The sequence below is a fragment of the Leucobacter manosquensis genome, from assembly GCF_018304845.1.
Taxonomy (GTDB): Bacteria; Actinomycetota; Actinomycetes; order Actinomycetales; family Microbacteriaceae; genus Leucobacter; species Leucobacter alluvii.
Genome location: NZ_JAFEVO010000001.1, coordinates 1,827,226 through 1,850,469, shown reverse-complemented (window position 1 = coordinate 1,850,469; position 23,244 = coordinate 1,827,226). Strand labels below are relative to the sequence as shown.

20 protein-coding genes and 2 tRNA genes are annotated in these 23,244 nt (G+C 66.4%); 11 read left to right on the top strand and 11 right to left on the bottom strand.

The annotated features are described in order from the left end of the window. Positions 1 to 97: 97 nt before the first annotated feature. On the bottom strand, positions 98 to 1,402 hold the full coding sequence (locus tag JSQ98_RS08555) for a glycosyltransferase (protein WP_211649232.1): 1,305 nt from the start codon (positions 1,400 to 1,402) through the stop codon (positions 98 to 100). Continuing rightward, positions 1,399 to 3,522: a glycosyltransferase gene (locus JSQ98_RS08550; protein WP_211649231.1), complete on the bottom strand. Its 2,124-nt coding sequence runs from the start codon at positions 3,520 to 3,522 to the stop codon at positions 1,399 to 1,401. Before JSQ98_RS08550 ends, JSQ98_RS08555 begins: the two co-directional genes overlap by 4 nt. Positions 3,523 to 3,682: 160 nt before the next feature. Here JSQ98_RS08550 and JSQ98_RS08545 point away from each other — a divergent pair, with 160 nt between their 5' ends. After that, the gene (locus tag JSQ98_RS08545; RefSeq protein ID WP_211649230.1) at positions 3,683 to 5,038 is read left to right on the top strand and encodes a nucleobase:cation symporter-2 family protein; all 1,356 of its coding nucleotides are present in this window, start codon (positions 3,683 to 3,685) and stop codon (positions 5,036 to 5,038) included. Between the two features lie 71 nt (positions 5,039 to 5,109). On the opposite strand, the gene JSQ98_RS08540 is transcribed toward JSQ98_RS08545, so the two are convergent. Further along, a complete protein-coding gene (locus JSQ98_RS08540; RefSeq protein WP_249290786.1) occupies positions 5,110 to 6,123 on the bottom strand; it encodes an SIS domain-containing protein in 1,014 nt (337 codons plus the stop codon). Positions 6,124 to 6,292: 169 nt separating this feature from the next. Between JSQ98_RS08540 and JSQ98_RS08535 the strand changes: the two genes are divergently transcribed. Further along, positions 6,293 to 7,036, top strand: a complete 744-nt coding sequence (locus tag JSQ98_RS08535; RefSeq protein WP_249290785.1) for a GntR family transcriptional regulator — start codon at positions 6,293 to 6,295, stop codon at positions 7,034 to 7,036. A gap of 69 nt (positions 7,037 to 7,105) precedes the next feature. Here the strand turns inward: JSQ98_RS08535 and JSQ98_RS08530 are convergent, their stop codons facing one another. The 3 genes from JSQ98_RS08530 to JSQ98_RS08520 all read right to left on the bottom strand — a co-directional run bounded on the left by JSQ98_RS08530 (position 7,106) and on the right by JSQ98_RS08520 (position 10,270). Continuing rightward, positions 7,106 to 8,206 (bottom strand): LacI family DNA-binding transcriptional regulator, encoded by a 1,101-nt coding sequence (locus JSQ98_RS08530; protein ID WP_211649226.1) that lies wholly within the window; start codon positions 8,204 to 8,206, stop codon positions 7,106 to 7,108. A gap of 31 nt (positions 8,207 to 8,237) precedes the next feature. Next, the gene (locus JSQ98_RS08525; RefSeq protein WP_211649225.1) at positions 8,238 to 9,158 is read right to left on the bottom strand and encodes a PfkB family carbohydrate kinase; all 921 of its coding nucleotides are present in this window, start codon (positions 9,156 to 9,158) and stop codon (positions 8,238 to 8,240) included. A gap of 116 nt (positions 9,159 to 9,274) precedes the next feature. Next, complete coding sequence (locus tag JSQ98_RS08520; protein WP_090152394.1) at positions 9,275 to 10,270, bottom strand: SIS domain-containing protein; 996 nt, start codon at positions 10,268 to 10,270, stop codon at positions 9,275 to 9,277. Positions 10,271 to 10,567: 297 nt separating this feature from the next. Here JSQ98_RS08520 and JSQ98_RS08515 point away from each other — a divergent pair, with 297 nt between their 5' ends. The 4 genes from JSQ98_RS08515 (at position 10,568) to JSQ98_RS08500 (ending at position 14,585) form a co-directional block, all read left to right on the top strand. Next, positions 10,568 to 11,890: an ABC transporter substrate-binding protein gene (locus JSQ98_RS08515; protein ID WP_211649224.1), complete on the top strand. Its 1,323-nt coding sequence runs from the start codon at positions 10,568 to 10,570 to the stop codon at positions 11,888 to 11,890. A gap of 69 nt (positions 11,891 to 11,959) precedes the next feature. Further along, complete coding sequence (locus JSQ98_RS08510; protein WP_090152392.1) at positions 11,960 to 12,847, top strand: carbohydrate ABC transporter permease; 888 nt, start codon at positions 11,960 to 11,962, stop codon at positions 12,845 to 12,847. Then, the gene (locus tag JSQ98_RS08505; protein ID WP_090152389.1) at positions 12,844 to 13,728 is read left to right on the top strand and encodes a carbohydrate ABC transporter permease; all 885 of its coding nucleotides are present in this window, start codon (positions 12,844 to 12,846) and stop codon (positions 13,726 to 13,728) included. The genes JSQ98_RS08510 and JSQ98_RS08505 overlap by 4 nt, the downstream gene beginning before the upstream one ends. 11 nt (positions 13,729 to 13,739) lie before the next feature. After that, positions 13,740 to 14,585: a sugar phosphate isomerase/epimerase family protein gene (locus tag JSQ98_RS08500; RefSeq protein ID WP_211649223.1), complete on the top strand. Its 846-nt coding sequence runs from the start codon at positions 13,740 to 13,742 to the stop codon at positions 14,583 to 14,585. A 90-nt stretch (positions 14,586 to 14,675) separates the two neighbouring features. Here the strand turns inward: JSQ98_RS08500 and JSQ98_RS08495 are convergent, their stop codons facing one another. After that, positions 14,676 to 15,167, bottom strand: a complete 492-nt coding sequence (locus tag JSQ98_RS08495) for a hypothetical protein (RefSeq protein WP_346728756.1) — start codon at positions 15,165 to 15,167, stop codon at positions 14,676 to 14,678. 130 nt (positions 15,168 to 15,297) lie between these two features. On the opposite strand from JSQ98_RS08495, the gene JSQ98_RS08490 reads away from it, so the two are divergent. Continuing rightward, positions 15,298 to 15,369: transfer RNA gene (locus tag JSQ98_RS08490), tRNA-Thr, on the top strand. Between the two features lie 35 nt (positions 15,370 to 15,404). Beyond that, a tRNA-Met gene (locus JSQ98_RS08485) sits at positions 15,405 to 15,478 on the top strand. Positions 15,479 to 15,661: 183 nt separating this feature from the next. On the opposite strand, the gene JSQ98_RS08480 is transcribed toward JSQ98_RS08485, so the two are convergent. From JSQ98_RS08480 to JSQ98_RS08470, 3 genes are all read right to left on the bottom strand, one after another. Then, entirely contained in the window at positions 15,662 to 16,204 is a 543-nt protein-coding gene (locus JSQ98_RS08480; protein ID WP_211649222.1) for a hypothetical protein, read from the bottom strand. A gap of 560 nt (positions 16,205 to 16,764) precedes the next feature. Next, a complete protein-coding gene (locus tag JSQ98_RS08475; protein ID WP_211649221.1) occupies positions 16,765 to 17,229 on the bottom strand; it encodes an SRPBCC family protein in 465 nt (154 codons plus the stop codon). A gap of 56 nt (positions 17,230 to 17,285) precedes the next feature. Then, the gene (locus JSQ98_RS08470) at positions 17,286 to 17,963 is read right to left on the bottom strand and encodes a DUF6766 family protein (protein ID WP_211649219.1); all 678 of its coding nucleotides are present in this window, start codon (positions 17,961 to 17,963) and stop codon (positions 17,286 to 17,288) included. 381 nt (positions 17,964 to 18,344) lie between these two features. Between JSQ98_RS08470 and JSQ98_RS08465 the strand changes: the two genes are divergently transcribed. Beyond that, positions 18,345 to 19,307 carry a TIGR03885 family FMN-dependent LLM class oxidoreductase gene (locus tag JSQ98_RS08465; protein WP_211649218.1) on the top strand — a complete coding sequence of 321 codons (963 nt, stop codon included), beginning with the start codon at positions 18,345 to 18,347 and terminating at the stop codon, positions 19,305 to 19,307. Beyond that, positions 19,304 to 21,682 carry a glycoside hydrolase family 65 protein gene (locus JSQ98_RS08460; RefSeq protein WP_346728755.1) on the top strand — a complete coding sequence of 793 codons (2,379 nt, stop codon included), beginning with the start codon at positions 19,304 to 19,306 and terminating at the stop codon, positions 21,680 to 21,682. The genes JSQ98_RS08465 and JSQ98_RS08460 overlap by 4 nt, the downstream gene beginning before the upstream one ends. 32 nt (positions 21,683 to 21,714) lie before the next feature. Here JSQ98_RS08460 and JSQ98_RS08455 read toward each other — a convergent pair whose 3' ends face one another. After that, entirely contained in the window at positions 21,715 to 21,873 is a 159-nt protein-coding gene (locus JSQ98_RS08455) for a hypothetical protein (protein WP_211649216.1), read from the bottom strand. A 230-nt stretch (positions 21,874 to 22,103) separates the two neighbouring features. On the opposite strand from JSQ98_RS08455, the gene JSQ98_RS08450 reads away from it, so the two are divergent. Next, positions 22,104 to 23,237 carry a baeRF2 domain-containing protein gene (locus JSQ98_RS08450; RefSeq protein WP_211649215.1) on the top strand — a complete coding sequence of 378 codons (1,134 nt, stop codon included), beginning with the start codon at positions 22,104 to 22,106 and terminating at the stop codon, positions 23,235 to 23,237. The last annotated feature ends 7 nt before the right edge of the window (positions 23,238 to 23,244 follow it).

Genomic DNA, 23,244 nt, shown 5'->3' with positions numbered 1-23,244 from the left:
GCTCTTGCTGTTCGCGCCGTCGAGCCAGTGGAGCAGGGCGCGGAAAAAGCCTGGATGTATCTCCTGGACTGAACGGTCGCTCGGCGCCACGACGTCGCTAGGCGCGCACCACCTGGCGCGCGCCGTACGCCGCCTCGGCGCTGCGGCGGCTATCGGCAAGCGCCTCGGGGAGCGTGCGACGCGGCGGACGCCGCGAGAGCATCGACGCGATCGCCGCCTGCAGCTCGGGCACCGACGCCTCGTTCGGTGCGAGCACCTCGGCGAGCCCGGCCCGCTCGAGTGCTTCGGCGCCGGCGAACTGGTCAGTCGAGAAGGGGAGCACCACGAGCGGAGTGCCGAACGAGAGGGCCTCGGTCACGCTGTTGTTGCCGCCGTGCGACACCGCGCCTGCCGCGCGTTCGAGCAGCGTCACCTGCGGCAGGAACTCCTGCACGAGCCAGTCGGCGGGCAGCTCCCCGAGTGAGTCGACATCCGACGAGCCGTGGGCGATCGCCGCCCGTACGCCGAGCAGGCGCAGCGCTTCGACGATCTTCCGCAGGACGTCGCCCCGCACCGACAGGAAGCTGCCGAAGCTCACGTACACGAAGGGCTCGGCGCTCGCATCGAGCCAACGCTGCACTGCGGCGTCGGGCTGTTCTGGTCGCAGTGACGAGCCGATGAAGGTGTGCGGCGGCAGTATCTCGCGGCGCTCCTCGGGCACGAGCTCTGCCGGGTAGTTGAAGACCAAGAAGTCGCCGTGCTCGGCGAACGCCTCGCGCGAGGGGGGCAGTGCAGGATCCAATTCCGCGAGCGCGTGGTTCCACTCAGCGGTGAACGACGCGCTGACACGGGAGCAGAGTTCGCGCAGCTCGTCGAGCTGGTGATCGCTCGGCGAGAACGCCCGAGGCCACGCCGACGGGTATCCGTAGAGCTCGCCAAACGCGGGCAGCGGCAGCGCCGTCGGGTGCCCCAGCACCATGTCGATCAAGTCGATGCCGGCCGATCGCAGGGCGAGTCGCGCGCTGAATGCGAGGTGATCCACCAGGATCTCGTCGGGCTGCACCTCCGCGACGATGTCGAGCACACGGCGCGCGGTTTCGACGGGCTGCCACATGAGGTCGTGCAGCCGCGCACGCGCCTGGAAGGCGAGCGTCTCGATCATCCCGGCGCGGGTCGCATCGAAGAAGCCGCGCAGCACGTCGTCTTCACCTTTCGGCTGCTGCTCGGCGCGAATCGTTCCGGGGTTGGATCCCTTGCCGAGACTCAGCGGCACGTGCTCGTAGTCGAATGACCGCACGATGGGCGCCGTCGCCGGGCCTGTGGCCACGACGACGCGGTGCCCGTGATCCCGCCAGGCCTGGCCGATGGCTGCCAGGGGGTACAGGTGCGATGCGTAGTCGGGACTGATGATGAGGAGGGTCATGCGTTCGGTTCCAAGTCTCTGGTGAGCCCAGTAGCAGTGCGACGTCGATGAGCCGTTGCGTAGATGCCCGCGAGCGTGCGGGCCATCGTGTGAATGGAGAATCGGTCGGATACGAGCGTGCGCGATGCGGCGGCGCGATCGTCGGGGCGCTCCGCAGCCAGGCCGAGTCCCTCCACGATCGCGGCTCGCAGGCACCCGGCGTCCGTCGTGTCAGTGAGGATCCCGGTGCGTCTCGGCTCGATGTACGTCGCCGGGCCGCCGCGGCGCGGGGCGATGACGAAGAGCCCTGCAGCCATGGCCTCGAGGATCGCCAAACCGAATTCCTCCTTCATGCTGCCGCAGACGTACACGCCGTGCGGCGCGGCGAGTCCCGGAATGCCGAAGCGGGCGGCGGCGATCCACTGGGCGGCGACCTGATTCGGGCGGTGCCCAACGATGAGCAGGCCGCGCGCTGCACGCGCCTGCGGGTCCACCACGGCGTCGATCAGTGCGAGCTGGTCGGCTTCGTCGGCTGATGGACGCGCGAGGTTGCCTCCCACGATCAGCAGGTTGCAGCGCTCCTGCAGTGCGGGGTCGGCCCAGGCGTCGACGATCGTCGACATGCCCTTGACGCGGTGCAGGCGCCCCACACTGATGAGGAGTGGGAGGCCGCGGCGGTGCGGCGGAAGCTCCTCGAGCAGGCCGGTGAGCTCCCGCAGTGCGGTGCCGGCAGGCGCACCCGCCGCGGCTGCGCGGGCCTCGGCGACGGCGGCGTCGATGACGGACACGTCGATCCCCTCGGCGACGGGCGTGTACTGTGCGGGGTCGTCGATGTCGATTCCGACGAGACGCTGCAGGTCGGCCTGCAGGTGCTCGCGCGGCATGAGCACGGTGTGCGCGGCGGTTTCCGCGAGCTCTCGGACGAGTTGGGCTCGGAACCAGTAGCGATCCTGCGCGTCGTGATCTCCGAAGTTCTCGCGGGTGAGGGCGCCTGCGAGCTCCAGTGATTCGATGAGGGCGTGCGGATCGGGCGCAGCGGTGAAGATCACCGGTATCCCGGCTGCACGAGCGACATCCCATGCCGCGAGCGTTCCCACGTCGGCCATGCGCAGGTGGATCGCGTGGACGGTGCTCTGCGCGGCCAGTGCCCGGGCGATGCCGCGTCGCGCGGCGACGTAGTTCGACCAGGCGTCTTCGGCGCGCGTGACGGCGACGGGGAGCCCGATCTGCGAGTAGGCGTGACCGTCCGGGGCGGCCTTCGCGTCGCCGTCGGCCGTCGCGTCACCGCCTCGGGAGATCGTGAGTACACGGCCGATGGCGGGGCTCTCGGAGTGCGCTTCTGCACCCGCATCGCTGCCGGCCAGGAGCGCATCGCCGAGCCGGACCAGGAGTGTGGCGATGCCCCCGTTGTTGCCGCTCCCCACGGTGCGCAGGCCGGAGTCGATGTCGGCGCCGAGGAAGAGCTGGGCGACGGTCAGCGCTTCGTCTGCGCCCGGGTCCACGGGTGTGGTTGCGCGAGGTGCGGCGTCGCCTCGTCGGGCGTCGTCAAGCGCGTCTCGTGCGGCTTCGCGCACTGCGTCGGCCTCGTCGGTATCGAGTGCGATGCTCTTGAGTGCTGCGATCGCGCTCGGGCCGCTCATGAGCCCGAGGGTTTCCGTCAACCGGCGCCGCACGGGTGCGTCCGATCGCGTCTGGAGTGCGACGGTCAGATGGTCGACGATGGCGTCGCTCGCGTCGATGCGCCAGGCCTCCAGCGCTCGTTGAGCGAGCATGCCGTCCAAGCCTCCCGCAGTCAGCAGGGCGACGAGCGGGGCGATGGAGGGGAGGTGCGGGCGCCGCCGCGCGGCGCCCCAGGCTGCGTGCGCGCGCATGAACGCTCGAGGATCGCGCAGTGCTTCTGCCAGTACCGTGTCGGCCGCGCCGGCAGCTCCGTGGGTGTCGGGCCCGTCGTGCTCGATGTGCGCGACGGCGTGCAATGCCGCGATTGCGACGGCCTGATCTTCGCCCTCGATCGCCGCGATCAGGGCGTCGACGGACGTCGGCTCGTCTCGCGCCGCGTCGGAGAGCCGTTCGGACGCCATGAGCACCTGGGTGAGACTGCCCGTTTCGCGCATCGTTCGCAGCAGCGATTCCACTGTCATGCCGCACCCACGTCCTGTCGATAATTGCTTAGATTTTAAGCTTAGATGTGTTTTACACAAATTCTAAGCTATTGTCGCGGTAGGTCATCATCTGACGGGTACGGAAGCGGCATCGGCTCCGTCTCTGCATCAGTCTCTACCGAGAGTTGAGTCATCGGCTGTGAATACGCGAACCTCCCGCAGAGCTCCTCGTCCCGAGGACGAACGACTGCACTGGACGAAGAACCTCGCCCACGGCATGCAGCACGTGCTGAGCATGTACGGCGGCATCATCGCCCCACCGCTCATCATCGGCACCGCCGCGGGCCTGTCGAGCACGGAGATCGGCGTGCTCATCGCGAGCTGCCTCTTCATCGGAGGGCTCGCGACGATCCTGCAGACCATTGGCCTCCCGTTCTTCGGCAGCCAGCTCCCGCTCGTGCAGGGCACCTCCTTCGCCTCGGTCGCGACTCTCGTCGCCATCGTCGGAGGCGGCGGCGGCCTGCCCGCCGTGTTCGGAGCGGTGCTCGGCGCCGCCGCCATCGGCCTCCTGATCGCACCCTTCTTCGCGAGGATCGTGCGGTTCTTCCCGCCCGTGGTCACCGGCGTCGTGATCACCACGATCGGCATCTCCCTCATTCCCGTCGCGGCGCGCTGGGCGATGGGAGGATCGGCGACCGCCGACGACTACGGCAGTGTGGGGAACATCGCGCTCGCCGGGGCCACGCTGCTCATCGCGCTCGTGCTCTCTCGCGTGCGAGCCTTCGGTATCAACCGGATGGCGATCCTGCTCGCCCTCGTGCTGGGCACGGTCATCGCCTTCATCGCGGGCAAGACCGACTTCTCGTCGGTCGGTGACGGAGCGATCTTCGCGATTCCGCAGCCCTTCGCCTTCGGGCTGCCCGTCTTCGAGATCAGCGGAATCATCTCGATGGTCATCGTCGTGCTCGTGATCCTCACCGAGACGACGGCCGACATGCTCGCCGTCGGGCAGATCACCGGATCGAAAGTCGACTCGCGTCGCATCGCGGACGGACTCCGCGCCGACATGCTGTCGAGCGTCGTCGCCCCCGTCTTCAACACGTTCACGCAGAGCGCGTTCGCCCAGAACGTCGGGCTCGTCGCGATCACCGGCGTGAAAAGCCGATTCGTCGTCGCGACGGGAGGCGGGATCCTGCTCGTTCTCGGCCTGCTGCCCGTGCTCGGCCGCGTCGTCGCCACCCTGCCGATGGCCGTACTCGGCGGGGCGGGGATTCTGCTCTTCGGCACGGTCGCCGCGTCGGGCATCCGCACCTTGAGCAAAGTGCAGTACGAGAACAACTTCAACTTCTTGATCGTCGCGGCATCACTCGCCATCGGGTGCATCCCGGTCGTCGCACCCGACTTCTTCGATCAGTTCCCCTCCTGGTTCAGCACGGTCTTCCACTCGGGGATCAGCTCGGCCGCGATCGCCGCGGTACTGCTGAACCTGCTGTTCAACGAGATCGGGCGAAAGCGCCATCCCGTCGAGTCCGAGGCGGCGCCGACGACCGCCTGACCGGCTGCTGCGGCTGCGTGCGCTGAGTGCTGCGGCGGCAACCCTCGGGTTCGGCAGGGTGGTGGTGGTGCTCAGAAGTCTCCCTTCTTGTAGTACCTGCGGATCGTGAGGTCGTGGCCGCGCACGCGCTCCAAGTGCGTGCTCAGGCGTTCGAGCACGGCGGCGAGCACGATCGGTGAGACGAGTGCCCGCGCGCGCGGACTGAGTCCGGGGAGTTCGAAATCGAGCGTGTCGATGACTCTGACGCGTTCGGTCACCGTGCGTGCGAAGCGCTCGACTCGATCCGTCAACGGTCGTTGCTCGTCTTCGCCCTTGAGGATGAACACGCTCGTGTCTGACTCCAGAAGTTCCAGGGTGCCGTGGAAGAAGTCCGACGCGTGCACGGGGCGGGTCCAGATCCACTGCATCTCTTCGAGAATGCACATGCCGTAGTACATCGCCTCGAACCAGGAGCCGCCCGCGCTCGTCATGATGTGATGCTGTTCGTCGGCGATCTCGATCGCGAGTGCTTCGGCGCGCGCCTCGAAGGCCTGCTTCGCCGCGACCAGGAGATCGGGGAGTCGGCGCAGCTCTGCCACGACGGCGTCGTAGTCTTCGAGTTCGCCCCGGGCATCCATAATGGCGAGTGCGAGCAGCAGCGACTGCAGGTGGAAGTTCTCGCTCGAGGTCGGATCGGCGCAGGCGTTGGAGAATGTGATGTCGGCGAGTTCCGCGATCGGGGTGGACGGGTGAGAGGTGAGGCTCAGAATCGTCGCGCCGCGCGACTGGGCGAATCGAAGCGCGGCCACCGCCTCCTTCGTGGTGCCTGAGACCGAGGGGAAGACGGCGAGTGATCCGGGACCGAGGTGCGCACTGCCGGAGTGCACGATCTCGGCGCTCATCTCGATGTGCACCGGCAGGGTGGATCGGGTCTGCAGGAGGCGAGCCGCCGGCAGCATGAGGAAGTTCACTCCACCTGCACCCATGAAGAACAGATTCCTGCCTCCGTCGTCGAGCCAGGCGCGCACGGCGGTGCGGATCTCGGGGGCGAGCGCGACGGCTCCGCGCTGCACGGCGAGATAGGACTCGGGATCGAACTTCAGCATCATTGCTCCTGTCTGTTGATGACAATAGTTGTCTGACAACTAATCTAGAAGTGCAACAATATTCGCGCAAGCTCCGCGTTCTCCATGCCATGCGCAATCTCGTTAAGCTGAAGCGGAGATGCGCGACTCACCACTGGGCCGCCGATCATGTTCTGTCAGAGGAGGAGCCTTGTCCGACACGACCGCGGGAAGCGGGGCTCGGGAGAGTGCCGTCGACCGCGCTCGATCGCAGATCACCGCGCTCATCGACGAGCTCGACCTTCGCCCGGGCGAGCGTCTCCCGACCGAGGCGGCCCTGACCGACCGCCTGAATACGTCCCGCTCCACGGTGCGGGAGGCATTTCGTCAGCTCGAGCAGAGCGGCATCGTCGTCGCGGTGCAGGGGCAGGGGCGCTTTCTCTCCGCCTCCGGCGGACTGTGCGTCGAGCGGCCGGTGACGAAGTACGAGAGCATCACCGAGGTGCTCACCGCACGCGGCTACCGCGTGACGAGTGCCGTGCTGAGCGTCTCTGAAGCGGAGGCGGACGCCGAAGCGGCCGCTGCCCTCGAAGTCGAGATCGGCGCGCCTGTGATCCGGCTCGTGAGGATTCGCTTCGGAGACGACCGCCCGCTCGTCGTGAGCGAGAACATCGTACCCAGAGAGCTCCTCCCCGGTCCGATCGAGCATCGGGACTGGGGTGGTTCGTTGACCGCGGCCCTCGCCGCACACGGGGAGTACGTGCAGACCGCGCTCGCGACCCTCTCAGCGGTGGAGCTGCCGGCCGACTGGGAAGCGCAGTTCAATCTCTCTGGCATGGGACCGTGGCTGCTGGTCACCGAGGTGGGACTCAGCATCTCCGGGCGCCGCGTGCTGCACGCGAAGGACTACCATCGCGGGAGCGAGATATCGTTCACGGTGCTGCGCCAGCGATAGTCGCGCTGACCCTCGAGCCGTTCAGCCGTTCAGCTGTTCAGCCGTTCAGCCGTTCAGCTGTTCAGCCGTTCACCTGTGCGTGGGAGCGGGGGCGACCGACTCCCGCTCGATGAACTCCGTCTCGAGCTCGCGCTGCATGGGCGGCTCGGCATCGCCCGCTCCCGAGTCGATGCGCCTGAGCAGCAATTCGGCGGCCTGGCGGCCGAGTTCGAGCATCGGCTGACGCACCATCGTGAGCGGAGGGTTCATCACCGCAGCCCAGGAGCTGTCATCGAACCCGACGATCGAGACCTGGCTCGGGATCGCGAGGCCGGCATCTCGGAGTGCGTGCAGAGTGCCGGTCAGCGCATCGGTCTCGGTGCAGAAGAACGCGGTGGGCGCTGCATCGAGTGCGAGCATGCGGGTCACCGCCTCGTACGCTCTCATCTCCGTCTTCTCGCCGAGCATGATGTGGTCGAGGTCGAGCGGAATCGCTGCATCGTCGAGGGCGTCGAGGTACCCGGTGAGTCGCTCGCCGTCCGACCAGAGGTTGCGGCCGGCGGCCTCGACGAGCTCTCGACGGTACTCGATCCGGTCGGGCACGGGCGGGCCCCAGATGAAGCCGATGCGCGAGTGTCCCGCAGCGATCAGCTCCGTCGTCGCATGTCGAGCGGCAGCGCGATTGTCGATGACGACGGCGTCGAGGTCGAGCCCCGGGATCAGTCGGTCGAGGAGTACGAGTGGGATGCCCTGCTCGTTCGGCAGCTGGAGGTGCGCCGTCGAATCGGCGGCGCACGCCGCGGAGGACAGGATGATGCCGTCGACCCGTTTGTCCACGAGTACGTTGACGGCGTTGATCTCTTCTTCGAGGTGCTCTGCGGTGCTCAGCACCAGCGCGTCGAACCCGCGTGCGCTCGCCACCTCGGATATGCCGAGCGCGACGCCGCCGAAGAACGGATTCGAGATGTCGGCGACGACCACGCCGATCGTGTGACTGACGCCGGTGGAGACGCTTCGTGCGAGCTGATTGGTGCGATACCCCAGGGCATCGGCCGCGGCGAGCACGCGGTCTCGCATCTCGGCGCTGACATAGCCGTACCCGCCCAGTGTGCGCGCTGCGGTGGCCCGCCCGACGCCGGCGGCGGCTGCGACTTCTGAAATCGTCGGGGCGGAAGGGCGAGGCTTGCCCACGGTCTACCTCCTCGATGCCGAAGACTCCAGTTTAGGGGCCGCTGCGAACGGCGTCGCCGGTCGAAGCGTAGCGCTGCAGTTCCTCGTCGGGGATCGCCCGGCCTCCGCCGAACGCCGACTCGATGAAGCACTGCGCGCGTGATGATGCGTTCCCGGCGTCGAGGCCGGCGCGCAGCGCGTCGTGGCTCGGCGCGTGTTGACGGCTCCACCCGCGTTCGAGCAGCTCCACCATGAATCCGGTCACGAACGCGTCCCCGCAGCCCATGGTGTCGACGATGGTCGCCGGATCGCTGATGATGGCGGCGGGCGCCGAGACGCGCTGCGTTCCATCCGTCACGATCGCCCCGTCGGTGCCGCGAGTGGCGAGGGCGATGCCGGCGCCGGCCGAGATCAGTCGGTCGAGCAACTGGTGCGTCTGCGCGACGCTCTGATCGGAGCACGAGACGAGCGCGAGGTCGATGTGCGGCGCGACACGGGAGATGTACGCGTTCGTGCGAAACTCCGGTTCGGAGGAGAAGTCGAAGCTCACGAGCGCGGGGGTCTGGCGCAGGCGCGGAAGTTCGGGTTCGGTGCGCGAATACACGCTGGAGTGCACGAGGTCGAAGGTCGCCGCATACTCAGACCGGCCGTCATCCAGATCGATGGGCTCCCGCACGGTGACGCCGCCGTCGTTCCATTCGAGGAAGACGCGCTCGCCGTCGATCACATTCAGGGTGGAGATGCCGGTCTCGCCGTGACGCACGATGGAGCGGGAGTGGTCCACACCCGCGTTCGAGAGCGCGGCCTGCAGAAAGCGTGCGAGGGGATCGTCGCCGAAGGCTCCGAGATACCCGGCGCTCGCGCCCAGGCGACGAGCGTACACGGCGACGTTCACGGCGTTGCCGCCTGGGTAGTCGAGACGGCGATCGAGAAAGCGGTCGACGATGTTGTCGCCGAATCCGAGGATCTTCACTGAGCGTTCCTCTCAAGCGCGATAGTCGTGCGGAACGGGCGTCGCGCACGGAGGGGAGGGGTGGCCCGGGCCTGCGCGGACGGCGAGGTCTGCGCAGGCCCGGGTGGGAATCCGGGTCAGTAGTCCATGACGCGGTAGTAGCGGCGGAGGTCGAGCGAGTGATCCCGAACTCGCTCGAGATGCTTGCTGAAGCGCCCGACGGCGATGTCGAGCACGATCGGCGCGATGAGCGCCCGATTCTCCTGGCTGAAGCCGGCGAGTTCATAATCGCGGTTGTCGAGTACGGTGACGTCCTTCGAGATCCGCTTCGCGAATGCCTCGGCGCGATCGGTGAGGGGACGCGTCTCGTCTTCTCCCTGGAAGATGAGCACCGGCGTGTCCTCTTCGAGCAGCTCGAGCGAGCCGTGGAAGAACTCCGCAGCATTCACGCGCGTGGTGTGGAGCCACTGCATCTCTTCGAGCACGCACATCGAGTAGAGGTAGGTGAGCCCCCAGAGCGGGCCGCCGCCGATGAGGAAGTAGTAGTCGGAGTCCTTGTGCGCCTCCGCGAATGCCCTGGCCTTCTCCTCCGTCGCCTTGGCGGCCTCGATCACGGCGTCGGGCAGGTGCACGAGCTCGTCTGCGAGCGACGGGTATCCGTCGAATTCGCCCCGAACGTGCATGATGCGGCCCACGAGGAGCAGCAGCTGCGGATCGAACGGCCAGGTCTTGGGCGCGCAGACGAGCGCATGATCGACGTTCTGCGCGATCGGGGAGTCTCCGATGCCGGTGAACGCGACCGTGGTCGCTCCCTTGCTCTTCACGTAGTCGATCGCCAGCAGCACGTCCTCGGTGGTGCCGGATGCCGAGGCGAAGACCGCGAGCGTGCCGGTGCCGAGCCAGGCGTCGCCCGATTCGATGAGCTCACGGGAGATGGCGGCGCGCACGGGGAGCTTGGAGTGGCGGCGGGCCAGGTACTCGTAGGGCCACATCTGGGCGTAGGTGCCTCCGGAGCCGATGAGGAGCACGTTGTCGATGTTCTGCAGCTGATCGACGAGTGATTCGATCTGCGGGCGGAGGGCGACCGCACTGCTGAGCTGCTCACGCAGTTCTTCCTCGTTGAAACCGAGCATGGTGACGTTCCTTTCGTGACGCTTCCTTGACCCGGCCTGATACCGGTATCACGTTCGAGTATCGTGCCATGACGAATCCGACCCCGTCAACACATTTCCGGTAACACGGGGATTCATGCCCGAAAATACCGAGTACTCGCGTCATCGGGGCTTGCGGTGCCGCCGCCATTCGGTCACAATACTTTTCAGGCAGGTGGGACCGGTATCAGTACGCCGGACGAAAACTTGCCGACGCCGTTCAATACACCTGGCGGGCCGTCGCGCACCAGCGGCGCTCTCAACGAGGAGGGCATGAATATGCATCGGAAGACAACATCGGTCATGGTGATGGCCGCCGCGGCGGCGATCGCGCTCAGCGGATGCACCGGGGGCGGCGGTGGCGGCGGTGAAGCCGTCGACGTCACGGCCGAGCCTGAGTACTCTGGCACGCTCAGCGTCCTCACCAAGTTCGCCGGCGAACCACTCGAGCCGTACTTTCTCGACGTCGCCGAGGAATACCAGAAGCAGCACCCGGACGTGGAGTTCGAGTTCATCCAGGAGACGGATCAGTCGGTCAAGGACAAGACGAAAACGCTGACGGCTTCGGGGGCGCTCCCCGATATCTACTTCACGTGGGCGGGCACATGGGCTCAGAACTTCGTGGAGGGCGGGCTCGCCGCAGACCTCAGCGAAGTGATCGCGCCGGGAACGGAGTGGGGCGGGCAGTTCGGCGAAGCCTCGCTCGACGCCTTCAAGTTCGATGACAAGTACTTCGGCGTACCGCTCTACAACAATGGCAAGTTCATGGGCTACAACGTCGAGGCATTCGAGCAGGCCGGCGTGGAGGTGCCGACGACGTTCGAGGAGCTCATCGATACCTGCGGGCCCCTGCGAGAGGCCGGGTACGAGCCGATCGCGTTCGGAAACAAGGACGGCTGGCCCGCTCTGCACTACCTGCAGCAGCTGTTCGGGTACAACGTGCCCTCCGAAACCCTGCACGCCGATTTCGACCCCGCGACGGCCGAGTGGAGCGACCCGGGCTACGTCGAGTCGCTCGAGCAGTTCGATCAGCTGGTCACGGAGTGCACGGACTCCGGCAGGGGAACCAACGGGGTGCTGTACACCACCGCGCAGGAGGCCCTCTCCGGGGGCCGAGCGGCCATGTACTACCAGGAGATCCTCGAATTCGACACGGTGACCGCCGAGGGCGCAGCGCTCACTCCCGAGAACTTCGGCATCTTCAAGCTGCCGGTTCCCGAGGGGGCGAAGGGCGACACCGACGCCATCCAAGGGTCGCCCGAGGGCTACCTCATCAACGCGAAGTCTCCTCGTGCTCCGCTCGCCGTGGACTTCATGAAGTTCGCGACCGACCAGGCCAACGCCCAGACGCTCTCATCTCCGCCCTACGGTCAGCCGAGCACCGTCATCGGAGCGGTGACCGAGGAGACCTCGAGCGCAGCGGTATTCAGCGGGATCGAGCAGGTCAATGATGCCTCGCAGCTCGTGGTCTGGCTCGACACCGTCACCGTTCCGGAAGTGGCCGACGCGTGGCTCGCGGGCGGTGAGGCGCTGATCAGCGGCGATACGTCACCCGATGAGATCCTCGCGAGCGTGCAGAACGCGAGTTCGATGGCGCAGTGATCCTGCTCGGGGCGGTCGAGTGCTGCAGCTCGGCCGCCCCGCCGGATCCTGAACGGATAGGTGACTGACATGCAAAAGCGCCTCGCATCGCTCAGAGGGCTGCTGTGGCTGGCCCCCGCGATTCTCATCCTCATCGCCTTCGTCTATCTTCCCCTCGTGCAGAACTTCGGTTTTGCGACCGGCGAGTGGGATATCTACTCGGGAACGCAGGAGTTCGTCGGAGCGAAGAACTTCGAGAAGCTGCTGCACGATCCGATCTTCTGGCGCTCGCTCGGCAACAACCTGCTCTACGCTGCCGCCTCGATCATCTTCCAGGTCGGCGGTGCGCTGGTCATCGCCTCCATGGTGGAGAGCGTCAGGAACGCCCGGGTGCGCAACGCACTGAGGGTGATCTACTTCATCCCATCGGCCATCTCGATCACGGTCTCAGGCCTGCTCTTCTACTTCATCTACGAGCCGAACATCGGCATGCTCAACAGCGCCCTCGGGTTCTTCGGCCTCGACGCCCTCGCGCAACCCTGGCTCGGGCAGGAGAGCACGGCGATGTTCGGGATCATCGCGATGAGCCAGTGGCAAGGATTCGGCTACTCCGCCCTGCTCTTCACCGTCGCGATCCAGCGGATCCCGACCGAACTCTACGAGGCGGCGCAGATCGATGGCGTCGGCCCGTTCCGGCGGTTCTTCACCATCACCCTCCCGCTCGTTCGCGAGATGTCGGGGCTCATGATGATCGTCACCATCTCGGGCGCATTCCAGGTGTTCAACGAGGTCATGGTGATGACGAGTGGCGGACCCAACAACTCGACGCAGGTGCTCGGCACATGGCTGTACCGCAACGGGTTCGTGAGGAACGACTTCGGGTACGCGGCGGCGATCGCCGTCGTGATCTTCCTGCTATCGCTCGGGATCGGCCTCGCACAGCTCTGGTACACACGGAAACGGAGGGTCGAGGTATGAGTACCGAGACGGCAGTACTGCTGACGGTGCGACCGCAGCGAGCTCGCATCGGCAGAGCGGGTTTTCTCGGGATCATCGGTCGTGTCTTCGCCTGGTCCTTCTTGATCGGCCTCGCGGTGATCGTCATCTACCCGCTGCTGTGGATGATCTTCAACGGCTTCAAGACCAACACCGAGCTGTTCGGCAATCCGTTCGCCCTGCCGCAGCAGTGGAGCTGGGAGAACTACGCGAACGCCTGGAATCGCGGCGTGAGCGACTTCCTCACGACGAGCCTGCTCGTCACGGTCGTCTCGACGGTCACGACGGTGCTCGTGAGCGCCTGGGCCGCATACGGGCTCACTCGCGTGAAGATCCCGTTCAGCGCATTCTGGTCGGGCATCATTCTCGGCGGGCTCATGCTCGCCCCCGCCGTCGCACTGGTACCGCTCGTCAAGATGTTCCAGGCGCTCGGGCTCTACAACACCTTCTGGGCGCTCATGGTGCTCTACACCGCCTTCCGCATTCCCTTCACGACGTTCTTGATCCGCTCTTACATGATCGACTTGCCGATGGAGGTCGACGAGGCCGCGCAGATCGATGGCGCGAGCCGCTGGACGACGTTCTGGCGGATCATTCTGCCGATGTGCAAACCCATTCTCGTCTCCACGGTGCTGCTGCACGTGCTCTTCGCATGGAACGAATACCTCTTCGCGATGGTCTTCACCAGCAGCGTCGGCGCGCAGACGCTGCCGGTGGGGCTGACGAGCCTGATGAGCAAGCACGGCACCGATTACCCGGTGGTCTTCGCCGGGATGGTCATCGCGGCGGTGCCGGTCGTCGTGCTGTTTCTCGCCTGCCAGCGCTATTTCGTGAAGGGCCTCGCCGACGGGGTCGGAAAGTAAGGAGACGCATCGTGTCGCTCGCGCTCACGCAGGTCAGTGGATCCAATTTCTCGTATCAGCACCACTCGCTCGACCAGTGCCTCGACGATCTTGCGGCGCTCGGCCGCACCGGCGTCGAGCTGTGGGGCGTCGCACCGCAGTTGCACGTGCCGTGGATGAGTGACGCCGATGCTCGGGCGATGCGTCGTGCTGCGGCATCGCGCGGTCTCGAGATCGTCTGCTTCACGCCCGAGCAGGTGATGTACCCCGTGAACATCGCATCCCCTGATCCCCGGATGCGTGCGACGAGCGTTGCAACGTTCCGACGTGCGGCCGAGTTGGCCGTCGAGCTCGGCGCACCGAAGCTCTTTCTCACCCCCGGCCGCGGGTTCGAGAGCGAGGCTCGAGAATCGGCGTGGCGGCGATCGATCGACGCACTCGGAGAGATCGCCGCATACGCGCAGACGCTCGGACTCGAGTGCCTCCTCGAGCCGTTGCAGCGGGTGGAGTCGAACCTCGTGAACACCGCTCACGACGCCGCTCGAGCGCTCGAAGACGTGGGCGCTGCGAACCTCGGCGTCGCGCTCGACACCGTGGCGATGGCGGCGGCGGGAGACACGGTGGACGGATACTTCGCGCTGCTCGCAGACCGTGTGCGTCACGTGCACCTCATCGACGGCACGCCGACTGGGCACCTCGCCTGGCGCGACGGCGAGCTTCCCCTCGAGGGCATTCTGGCGGCCCTCGACCGGCACGGCTACTCGGGGTGGATGACCGTGGAACTGTTCGGGGACGGAAGCTACGCGATCGACCCCCGGCCCGCGCTCGCCCGGTCGCTCACGGCGATCGAGGCTGCACTGCCAGCGTCTTCGCGCTGACACCGAGGGTTCCTCTCGACTCCGAGGGTTCGAGCTGCGTTTCTCGGTGCACGGTCGATGGGAACCCTCGTGTTCACGGGAGGGGAATGCTCAGGCGAGCGGATGCGCCATCATGGCCGTGCCGCCACCCGGGTGCTCGTCCAGGTGCTCGTCTTCTTCCGGCTTCGGGTCACGGGCATCCGCATACGTGAATGCGAGCGAGGCGATCGCGAGCGTGAACGCCAGGATGCCGAACGGGTTGCAGAGCGCGAGCGACATCTCCGCCGAGAACGCGGAACCCCCTGCGAGGCTGAGGATGGAGACGAGGTCGTCGCCGACGCGGTCGGGAACGGTCAAGCCGAAACCGATCGCGCAGACCCACGCGAGGATCAGCGTGACGATCGTGCTCCGGCTCGTGCGACGCCCGCGAGAAGCGGTCACGCGCAGCCGGCGCGCCTGCCACACCTGCAACCACATGAACACCAACCCGATCGTCGGGAGGTACCACCAGGTCAGGCTGCCACCGATGCCGAACAGCCAGCGGCCGGCCGCCATCCACAGCGCCAATACCACTCCGACGACGACTACGACCGAGCTCCGCACGCCTGCTCCTCACCTGTGCTCAGCACCTCCGGCAGAAGACCCGCCCGGGTGCGCAGTACTAGCCAACCAGATTTCACTTTGTGCCGCGAACAGTGCTATTCTCTAACGGTTGTCATCGCACGGTGGCCACGCCCCGATAGCTCAGTGGTAGAGCACTTCCATGGTAAGGAAGGGGTCCCGGGTTCAAATCCCGGTCGGGGCTCTGACTCTCTGGCTCGCACTCGTGCGGGCCAGTTTGGCTGAGTAGCTCAGCTGGTTAGAGCGCACGACTCATAATCGTGAGGTCGCGGGATCGAGCCCCGCCTCAGCTACAGAGAGTCTCTGAGAAACCCCCTCTTCGGAGGGGGTTTCTTGGTTTCCGCAGGAGGTGACCGACGTGCTCCGGTTACTTCGGCTCGGCCGGGGGACCGGCTTCCAGCTCAGCGAGGCGCGTGATCCAGGGAACCCGGTGCACGGCAGCAGCAACGATGGCGGCTACGCGCTCGAAATCCCGGTCAGTGCGCAGTCGAAGGATGGGCCGTGCCGCTGTCGCGCCCCGGCATCGTCTGGTCGGTGAGATGGTCAAAGCCGGTGACGGCAATGCACTCCGGACGCGACGTGGCGACACCGACCATCGGGAGGCCATGCCGTCCACTGTGCAGCAGTCGGTGCAGAGCGATGTCGAACTCGGTGCTGAGCGCAAGCATGACGGGCTCGAGATCGATGAAGATGAAGCGACCACGGGCGATGTCCGTTTCGCCCATCGTGAGCGAGGCCAGTACATCGAGCGCGGCATCGCCGTAGAGCGTCTCGTACCGGCTCCTGTAGTGGTCGAACTGGATGTCGTCGGGAAGCAGTACGAGTGGTTCGAGTGCGCGAAGGTCGCTGACGGTTTCGAGAATGGACTTGCAACGCACTTCCCACAGTTGGTCGAAGGTGCCCTGAAAGAGCACGCGAGATGCGTCGGCCCACGGTGGAGCGAACGACTCAGTGTCGACCAGGTTCTCCGCTGCAATCCGACGCGCGGCTTCCCCATCGGGACAGCTCTCTACCAGCATGCGATCTAACTCTCGACGTATTCGTGCAACGGTTCGGTTGGCGGGCGACCACATGCGTCTGCAGGTCGAGCGCGTCCTGGCTTCCATGAGCGCTGGCCGTGCCGCGGATACGGCAAACCGGCGCTCAAGCGTTTCGCCGATAAGTACAGCACTCGCCGACGCTCATGCAGCAGCGTTGGTGCACATTTGCGCACTCGCCCGCATAAAAGCCGTATTCGCTCGATTACATTGAGTGCTCTGCGCGCCGCGACCGGTAGTCATGCATCTCTGACGGGACCTCTGAGGACAGTGGGCCAGGCTTCGTCCTTGGAAGGAGGATCACTCACATGAGATCAGCATTCTTCTTGACGTACTGCTCGGCTACTGCGCCACTCAGCACGACGAGGTCGCGGGACACATGGGGAGCCGTTCAGAGAAGTGCACCCACGCTTCACTCATCGGCGGTTCCCTGCTGCCACAGAAGTGAAACGTGACCGGGATATATGGTCTATTTCAGATGCGCGAGCAAGTGGTCATCGAGTGCGTCTCGTTGCCGCCTCACATCCTGAACTGCGGCTGGCCTACTGCTCGATGATGCGCTTGAGCGCGGCGAGCGTCGCGGGGATGTCCTCGCGCGCCGCCGCGCTGCGCACTGCCACCTGGTCTGCGGCGTGGTCACCGAAACGCTCGGCGAAGTACGCCTGCCCCTCCGTCGTGAACTCCCATGATTCGCTGAGCAGGGTCCCGTCACCCGAAGGCTCCATGCGGTAGGTCCATACGACGCGGCCCGGGCCGACGCTCCAGCCGAACGCGACCCCGGGGTCGGCGACGACGACCTGGCTGCGGGTCTTCCACTCCCGCTCGGACGTGACGTTGAGCCCGGTGAACCAGGCGCCCGTGCGCGCGCCGTGATCCTCATCCCACCAGCACTCACGGCAGGTCGGCGACCACTCGCCGGTGCGCGTCACGTCAGACACCACGCCGTACACGGTGAGGGGATCCGCTGAGATGCGAATGGAGCCGGCGAAGTTGAGCGGTGCAGACATGATCGTCAGTCTATGAGGGTGTGCGTTCCCCGCGAGGGGTGCACACCGCGAGCCACCTATTGCGACTCCTCGCTGCTCGTGTGGTGCGGCATGCCCACCGGCTTCGACTCACTGGACCCGCGCTGACGCAGGTAGATCGAGAACGCCACCATCGCCCCCACTGCCAGGAACTCGGACTGCCAGTTCTGGAGCGTGCGGTTCCAGAACTCCGCCGACACGACGTATGCGCCCCAGGTCTCGGGCGGAAGAGCGTGCTGCATGTTCTCATCGTTCGCCACGATGTGCCCGGCCAGCGACTGGGCGAACCAGGAGAGCACGAACACGGCACCCATGGTGAGCAGGAGGGAGTTGGAATAGATCCACAGTCGCACGCCGTGCGCGCGGGCCCAGCGCGGAGAATCGCGCCGTGCATGACTTCCGACGAGCTGATCCTCATCCGAGCCGAGTCCTTCATCACCAGGCTTCTTCGATTCCGGCGACCCTTTCTGGATGAACCAGATCGTCGCCAGAATGAAGAGGAAGAACTGCAGGAACTCGGACTGCCAGTTCTCGGCGACGTCCACGAGGAACGCCGAGGTGGTCACGAATTCGAAGTAGCCGATCTCCGGTTGGCCGTGCTGGGTGAGCTCCTCGTTGTTGTAGAGAAACCCCACGACGGACTGCCCGATGAGCGTCAGCAAGAAGATGATCAGGAACACGAGGCTGAGTCGCGTACTCCGCATGAACTCCCGCATGACGCCTCACCGCCCCATCAGTGGCAGTGCGATCATGACGACGAGGCCGACGACCACGATCGTCATCCACGCCCAGAACGGAACCGCCTGGGAGATTCTGTTGTTGCGTTCATGCTGCCGCACAGCGTCCTCGCCTTCTCTTTTCGCCCCCCGCTTCTCTGAGCTGAGCATGACGCACCGACGAGCCGGGTGCAGGGGGATTGACGGGGTCGCGGCAGCAGTGGCAATATCCGGAACCGCTGCATAGGGAATCGGGTGGGCCGAGCGCAAGCCGTTGATGCACCCGGGCAGGCCTCAGTAGCCTCGTGTCTCAACAGTGCGCAGTCGTGCGCACGGGCGCGAGCGGCCGAGCCCGTGCCCGGCCGGAAAGGGGTCTGACAGATGGCAGTGATCGGCTACCACGCGTCGCACGAGCAGCACTCTCCGAGAGAGCTGCTGGAGACGGTTCGCCTCTCCGAGCACGCCGGATTCGAAGCGGCGATGTGCTCGGATCATCTCGCGCCTTGGACACGACAGCAGGGCGAATCAGGGTTCGCGTGGAGCTGGTTGGGAGCGGCGATGGCGACGACCGACCTGACCTTCGGCGTCGTGAACGCGCCCGGGCAGCGGTACCATCCGGTGATCGTCGCCCAGGCGATCGCAACCCTCGCCGAGATGTTCCCGGGCCGCTTCTGGGCAGCGCTGGGCAGCGGCGAGGCGCTCAATGAGCATGTCACCGGCGAAGAATGGCCCGTGAAGTCTGCGCGCCAAGACCGGTTGCGGGAGTGCCACGACGTGATCCGACGACTGCTCGACGGAGAACGGGTGAGTGTTCGCGGCGACCTCACCCACGTGCACAACGCCAGGGTGTGGAGTCGACCGGAGGAACGTGTGCCGCTGCTCGGCGCTGCGGCGAGCGCCGAAACAGCGCAATGGGCGGCAGGTTGGGCGGACGGGTTGATCACGGTCGCGTCGACGCCAGCGGAGACGCAGGGCATCCTCGAACGATTTCGAGCAGGGAACGCTGAGGGGAGTGCCCGGCTGCAGGTGCATGTCAGTCTGGGCGAGACCGCGGAGGAGGCGATGCGCGATGCCGAGGAGCAGTGGGCGCACAGCACCGTCTCGAGCGAGCTCATGTGGGATCTGGAGGATCCCGAGGACTACGAGGCCGTCGCCCGATTGTCGGACGGGGCGCTCGAAGACGCAGTGGTGATCTCTGATTCGGCGATCGATATGGCCGATCGCATCGCGCAGCTCGCCGCCGGTTTCGATCACGTGTACCTGCATCACGTGGGGCGCGATCAGCTGACGTTCCTGAGGCGATGCGAGACCGAGTTGCTGCCCGAATTGAGGAGGATCCTGTGACGGCACCGAAGTTCGACGTGGACCCGTGGGGCCTCAGCACCGGCGGGATCGATGCGGGGTACCTCGCGCACGAGGAGACGATCTTCGGATTGTCCAACGGTCACGTCGGGTGGCGCGGGAATCTCGACGAGGGCGACCCTCGCGGTGTCGCTGGCAGCTACCTCAACGGCGTCTTCGAAGAGCATCCGATGCCGTATGCAGAAGACGGTTACGGGTACCCGGAGACCGGCCAAAGCGTCATCAACGTGCCGAACGGGCAGATCATCCGGCTCACGGTGAATGGGGAGCCGTTCACCGTGCGACACGGAACGGTCGACGACCACGTGCGACGCCTCGATTTCCGGGAGGGGACGCTGAGCAGGAGTCTGACCTGGATGACGCCGGCGGGCGAAGCTGTCGAGATCCGCTCCACGCGAATGGTCTCGTTCGAACATCGATCCATCGCGGCGGTGCGGTACTCCGTTCGGGCGTTGAAATCGCCCGTCGAGATCACGGTGGAATCCGAAGTGCTGGCCAACGAGCCGCTCCCGACCGATCATGGCGATCCTCGTGTGAAGGATCTGCTCGCCCAGCCGCTCATCGGCCGCGCGAGTGCGGTCGCCGGTACCTGTGCCACCGTCGTGCACCGCACCAGGGAGAGCGGATTGACGGTCGCGACCTCCATGGATCACGTGCTCTGCGGCGGACGGACGGCCGCGGGTGTCGGCGCGACCCTGCACTCTCACGCCGAGGGCGATGTCGCGCGGACGACGATCCGAGCCTCATTGGGTGCGGGAGAGACGCTGGAGTTCGTCAAATTCGTCGGCCACGAATGGTCCGCGAGAGCATCCGACGCCACACTGCAGGAACAGGTTGCTGCAGCCGTCGCGGGCGCCATGCGCCTGGGCTGGGACGGCCTGCTGGAGAGCCAGCGGCAGCGCCTCGACGAGTTCTGGAGGGGTGCCGATGTTCGCGTCGAAGGCGAGCCGCGGCTGCAGCAGGCGGTGCGCTTCGCTCTGTTCCAGATATACCAGGCTTCGGCGCGGTTGGAGCTGCGGTCGATCCCGGGCAAAGGGCTGACCGGGTCGGGGTACGAGGGACACACGTTCTGGGACTTCGAAGCGTTCGTGCTTCCGGTGCTCATCTCCACCATGCCCGGCGCTGCCGAGCAGGCGCTCCGCTGGCGGTATGCAACGCTCGATCACGCACGCGAGCGCGCCAAGCTGCTGCATCTGCGGGGGGCGTCGTTCGCCTGGCGCACGATCGATGGGCATGAGAGCTCGGGGTACTGGCCGGCCAGCACCGCGGCGTTCCACATCAATGCCGATATCGCGGCCGCCGTCGTGCAGTATGTGCGCGCCACGGGCGACATCGACTTCGAACGCGAGTGCGGCGTGGAGATGCTCACGGAGACCGCACGGCTCTGGCTCTCGCTCGGCCGCACCGATGGCCAGGGCGCCTTCCACATCGACGGCGTGACCGGCCCGGACGAGTATTCAGCCGTCACGAACGACAACGTCTACACGAACCTGATGGCTCAACTGAATCTGCGGGGAGCCGGGTTGGCGGCACGGGCGCATCCCGACGTCGCACGCCGCCTCGGCATCGCGGACGACGAGGTCGCCGCATGGGACGCTGCGGCGGATGCGATGCACATCCCGTTCGATGCCCAGCGCGAGGTGCATCCGCAATCGGCCGGGTACACGGATCTCGAGCGCTGGGACTTCGAGTCGACGCATCCCGAGCAGTACTCGCTGCACGATCACTTCCCGTATTTCGATCTCTACCGCAAGCAGGTGGTGAAGCAGGCGGACCTCGTACTCGCGCTGTTCTTCGCGCACGAGCACTTCTCGCACGAGGAGAAGGATCGCGCCTTCGCCTACTACGAAGCGCTCACCGTGCGCGACTCCTCGCTCTCCGCTGCCGCCCAAGCCGTGGTAGCCGCAGAACTCGGTCACCTCGACCTCGCGTACGACTATCTCGCGGAGGTCGCGACCCTCGACCTCGACGACCTCCACGAGAACACGGACCAGGGCCTCCACGTCGCGGCGCTCGCAGGCGTGTGGACGGCGCTCGTGTGCGGATTCGGGGGCCTCCGCGACAGCGCTGCAGCGCCGAGCTTGAGCCCGCGGCTGCCTGCGCGCCTCAGCCGTCTCAGCTTCGCGGTGCGCCTCCACGGCTCCGTGATCGAACTGGATATCACCCCGGACGCGACGACGTATCGCCTGCGCGAGGGGCCACCGCTCCGCATCCGGCATTTCGGTGACGAGGCGCACCTCGAACCGGGTCGCGACGTGCGCCTCCCGACGCCGGATCACTCCGCGCCGGGAGACGCACCCGCGTCGCCCAGAGGACGATCACCGCGACCGGCGAGCCGCGCATTCACTGAGCAGTGAGATCCCCTGGGCGGGGCTGCGCTTCGGTCCGGCTATCCGAGGTCGGTCTCCGGGAGCACCTGCTGCCCCCCGTCTTCCTCGGCGTGCTCGGATTCCGCCTGCTGGGGAGTGTCGCTCTCCTGAGTGGTCTCGACGTCCTCTTCGGCCTTGTCCGCGCTGTCGCGGATCACTTCTGGATTCTGGTCTTCCATCGGATTCCCTTTCTCTCGGTGCGGATCGCTGCGCCTGCCGGCGCCGATCCTGGCCGGCTGCATCAGCGGAGTCTGGCTGCCGCCTCGTGCGGCGGCCTCATGAGCCGGTGATGGGGGAGTTTAGGGGGACTCCGGCATTGCTTCAAGGCCGTCGCGAAGACGCCCCCGACGCCCCAGGTTAGAAGTGGAGCTTCGATGCCGAGGCCTTTCGATCACCGAGAGGAGATGTGATGACCGCAGGAAGAGAACTTCGGGACGCAGCGCAGGCGCCTGGGCCGTGGACGACGGTGTACACCGACGGAACCAGCGATGAGCCCCAGGTCGTAGCAGAGGCCCGCGAGGAGCGGACGCTGCGCGGAGTGGCGACCGCCGGCGCGCCCGACGCAGATGTGGAGGCGATCCGCGAAGTGCTTCGCGATCGCACCGGAGCGCCCGACCCGACAACGCTGTTTCTCCTCGTGCGCGACGGGAGCATCGTGATCCGCGAAGCGATCGCGGGCCCCCGCCGCGGCCCGGAAGTCTTCGCGTACGGGAGCCTTCCCCAGCTCGTACCGCTCATCCGGCACCGAGGCACGATGCTTCGCTATCTCATCGTGGAGACCGCTCGCGACGGAGCTGATGTGCGCCTCGAGACCGCCGGGCAGCGCGGCGTCGAAGCGGCTGAGAGCGTTGAGGGGCGCACCGATTCCCTTCCGAAGGTGCAGGCAGGCGGATGGTCTCAGCCGCGTTGGCAACGCCACTCGGAGGAGATCTGGAAGCACACCCAGTCAGAAGTGGCGGAGGTCGTCGAGCGATTGACGCGGCAGGCATCGCCGGCATTCATCGCGCTCTCCGGCGACGTGCGGGCGCGTCAGTTGCTGCGCGATCAGCTGTCACCCGACAGTTCGGCGCTCGTCGTCGAAGTCGACGCGAACACCCGAGCAGACGGCGCGGATGATGCGGCGTTGACGGACGCGATCGAGACCGCGCTCGATCGCGTCATCGCGGAGGAGACGGCGGGAGCCATCGACGTATCCCACGCCGAAGGCGGGCGCCTCCGAGCGGAAGGCGTGGAAGCGGTCGTCGCCGCGCTGCAGCAGGCTCAGGTCGCGCAGCTCTTCCTCGACGCGCGTCTGATCCCGGGTCCGACCGAGGATTCGGCCGCGACGCTCTGCGTCTTGGATGCGGAGCCGTGGGTCGCCTCCGAGAGCGGTCCGTTCGCGGCGGCGCACGAGATCGCGCGAGTGCCCGTCGCCGAAGCGCTCGCGCGGGCCGCGGTGCTCACCGATGCCCAGATTCGGATCATCGAAGACGAACCCGAGGCCGATGATGCGGCCCGGGAGGCCCGCGAGCCGCGCCCGCCGTTCGCGCTGCTGCGCTGGTAGGGCCGCG

Excerpts from the sequence above, each read along its gene's own strand:
- JSQ98_RS08555 (WP_211649232.1), bottom strand. The coding sequence starts at position 1,402 with ATGACCCTCCTCATCATCAGTCCCGACTACGCATCGCACCTGTACCCC.
- JSQ98_RS08550 (WP_211649231.1), bottom strand. The coding sequence starts at position 3,522 with ATGACAGTGGAATCGCTGCTGCGAACGATGCGCGAAACGGGCAGTCTC.
- JSQ98_RS08540 (WP_249290786.1), bottom strand. The coding sequence starts at position 6,123 with ATGCTGAAGTTCGATCCCGAGTCCTATCTCGCCGTGCAGCGCGGAGCC.
- JSQ98_RS08520 (WP_090152394.1), bottom strand. The coding sequence starts at position 10,270 with ATGCTCGGTTTCAACGAGGAAGAACTGCGTGAGCAGCTCAGCAGTGCG.
- JSQ98_RS08515 (WP_211649224.1), top strand. The coding sequence starts at position 10,568 with ATGCATCGGAAGACAACATCGGTCATGGTGATGGCCGCCGCGGCGGCG.
- JSQ98_RS08510 (WP_090152392.1), top strand. The coding sequence starts at position 11,960 with ATGCAAAAGCGCCTCGCATCGCTCAGAGGGCTGCTGTGGCTGGCCCCC.
- JSQ98_RS08505 (WP_090152389.1), top strand. The coding sequence starts at position 12,844 with ATGAGTACCGAGACGGCAGTACTGCTGACGGTGCGACCGCAGCGAGCT.
- JSQ98_RS08480 (WP_211649222.1), bottom strand. The coding sequence starts at position 16,204 with ATGCTGGTAGAGAGCTGTCCCGATGGGGAAGCCGCGCGTCGGATTGCA.
- JSQ98_RS08475 (WP_211649221.1), bottom strand. The coding sequence starts at position 17,229 with ATGTCTGCACCGCTCAACTTCGCCGGCTCCATTCGCATCTCAGCGGAT.
- JSQ98_RS08470 (WP_211649219.1), bottom strand. The coding sequence starts at position 17,963 with ATGCGGGAGTTCATGCGGAGTACGCGACTCAGCCTCGTGTTCCTGATC.
- JSQ98_RS08465 (WP_211649218.1), top strand. The coding sequence starts at position 18,345 with ATGGCAGTGATCGGCTACCACGCGTCGCACGAGCAGCACTCTCCGAGA.
- JSQ98_RS08455 (WP_211649216.1), bottom strand. The coding sequence starts at position 21,873 with ATGGAAGACCAGAATCCAGAAGTGATCCGCGACAGCGCGGACAAGGCC.
- JSQ98_RS08450 (WP_211649215.1), top strand. The coding sequence starts at position 22,104 with ATGACCGCAGGAAGAGAACTTCGGGACGCAGCGCAGGCGCCTGGGCCG.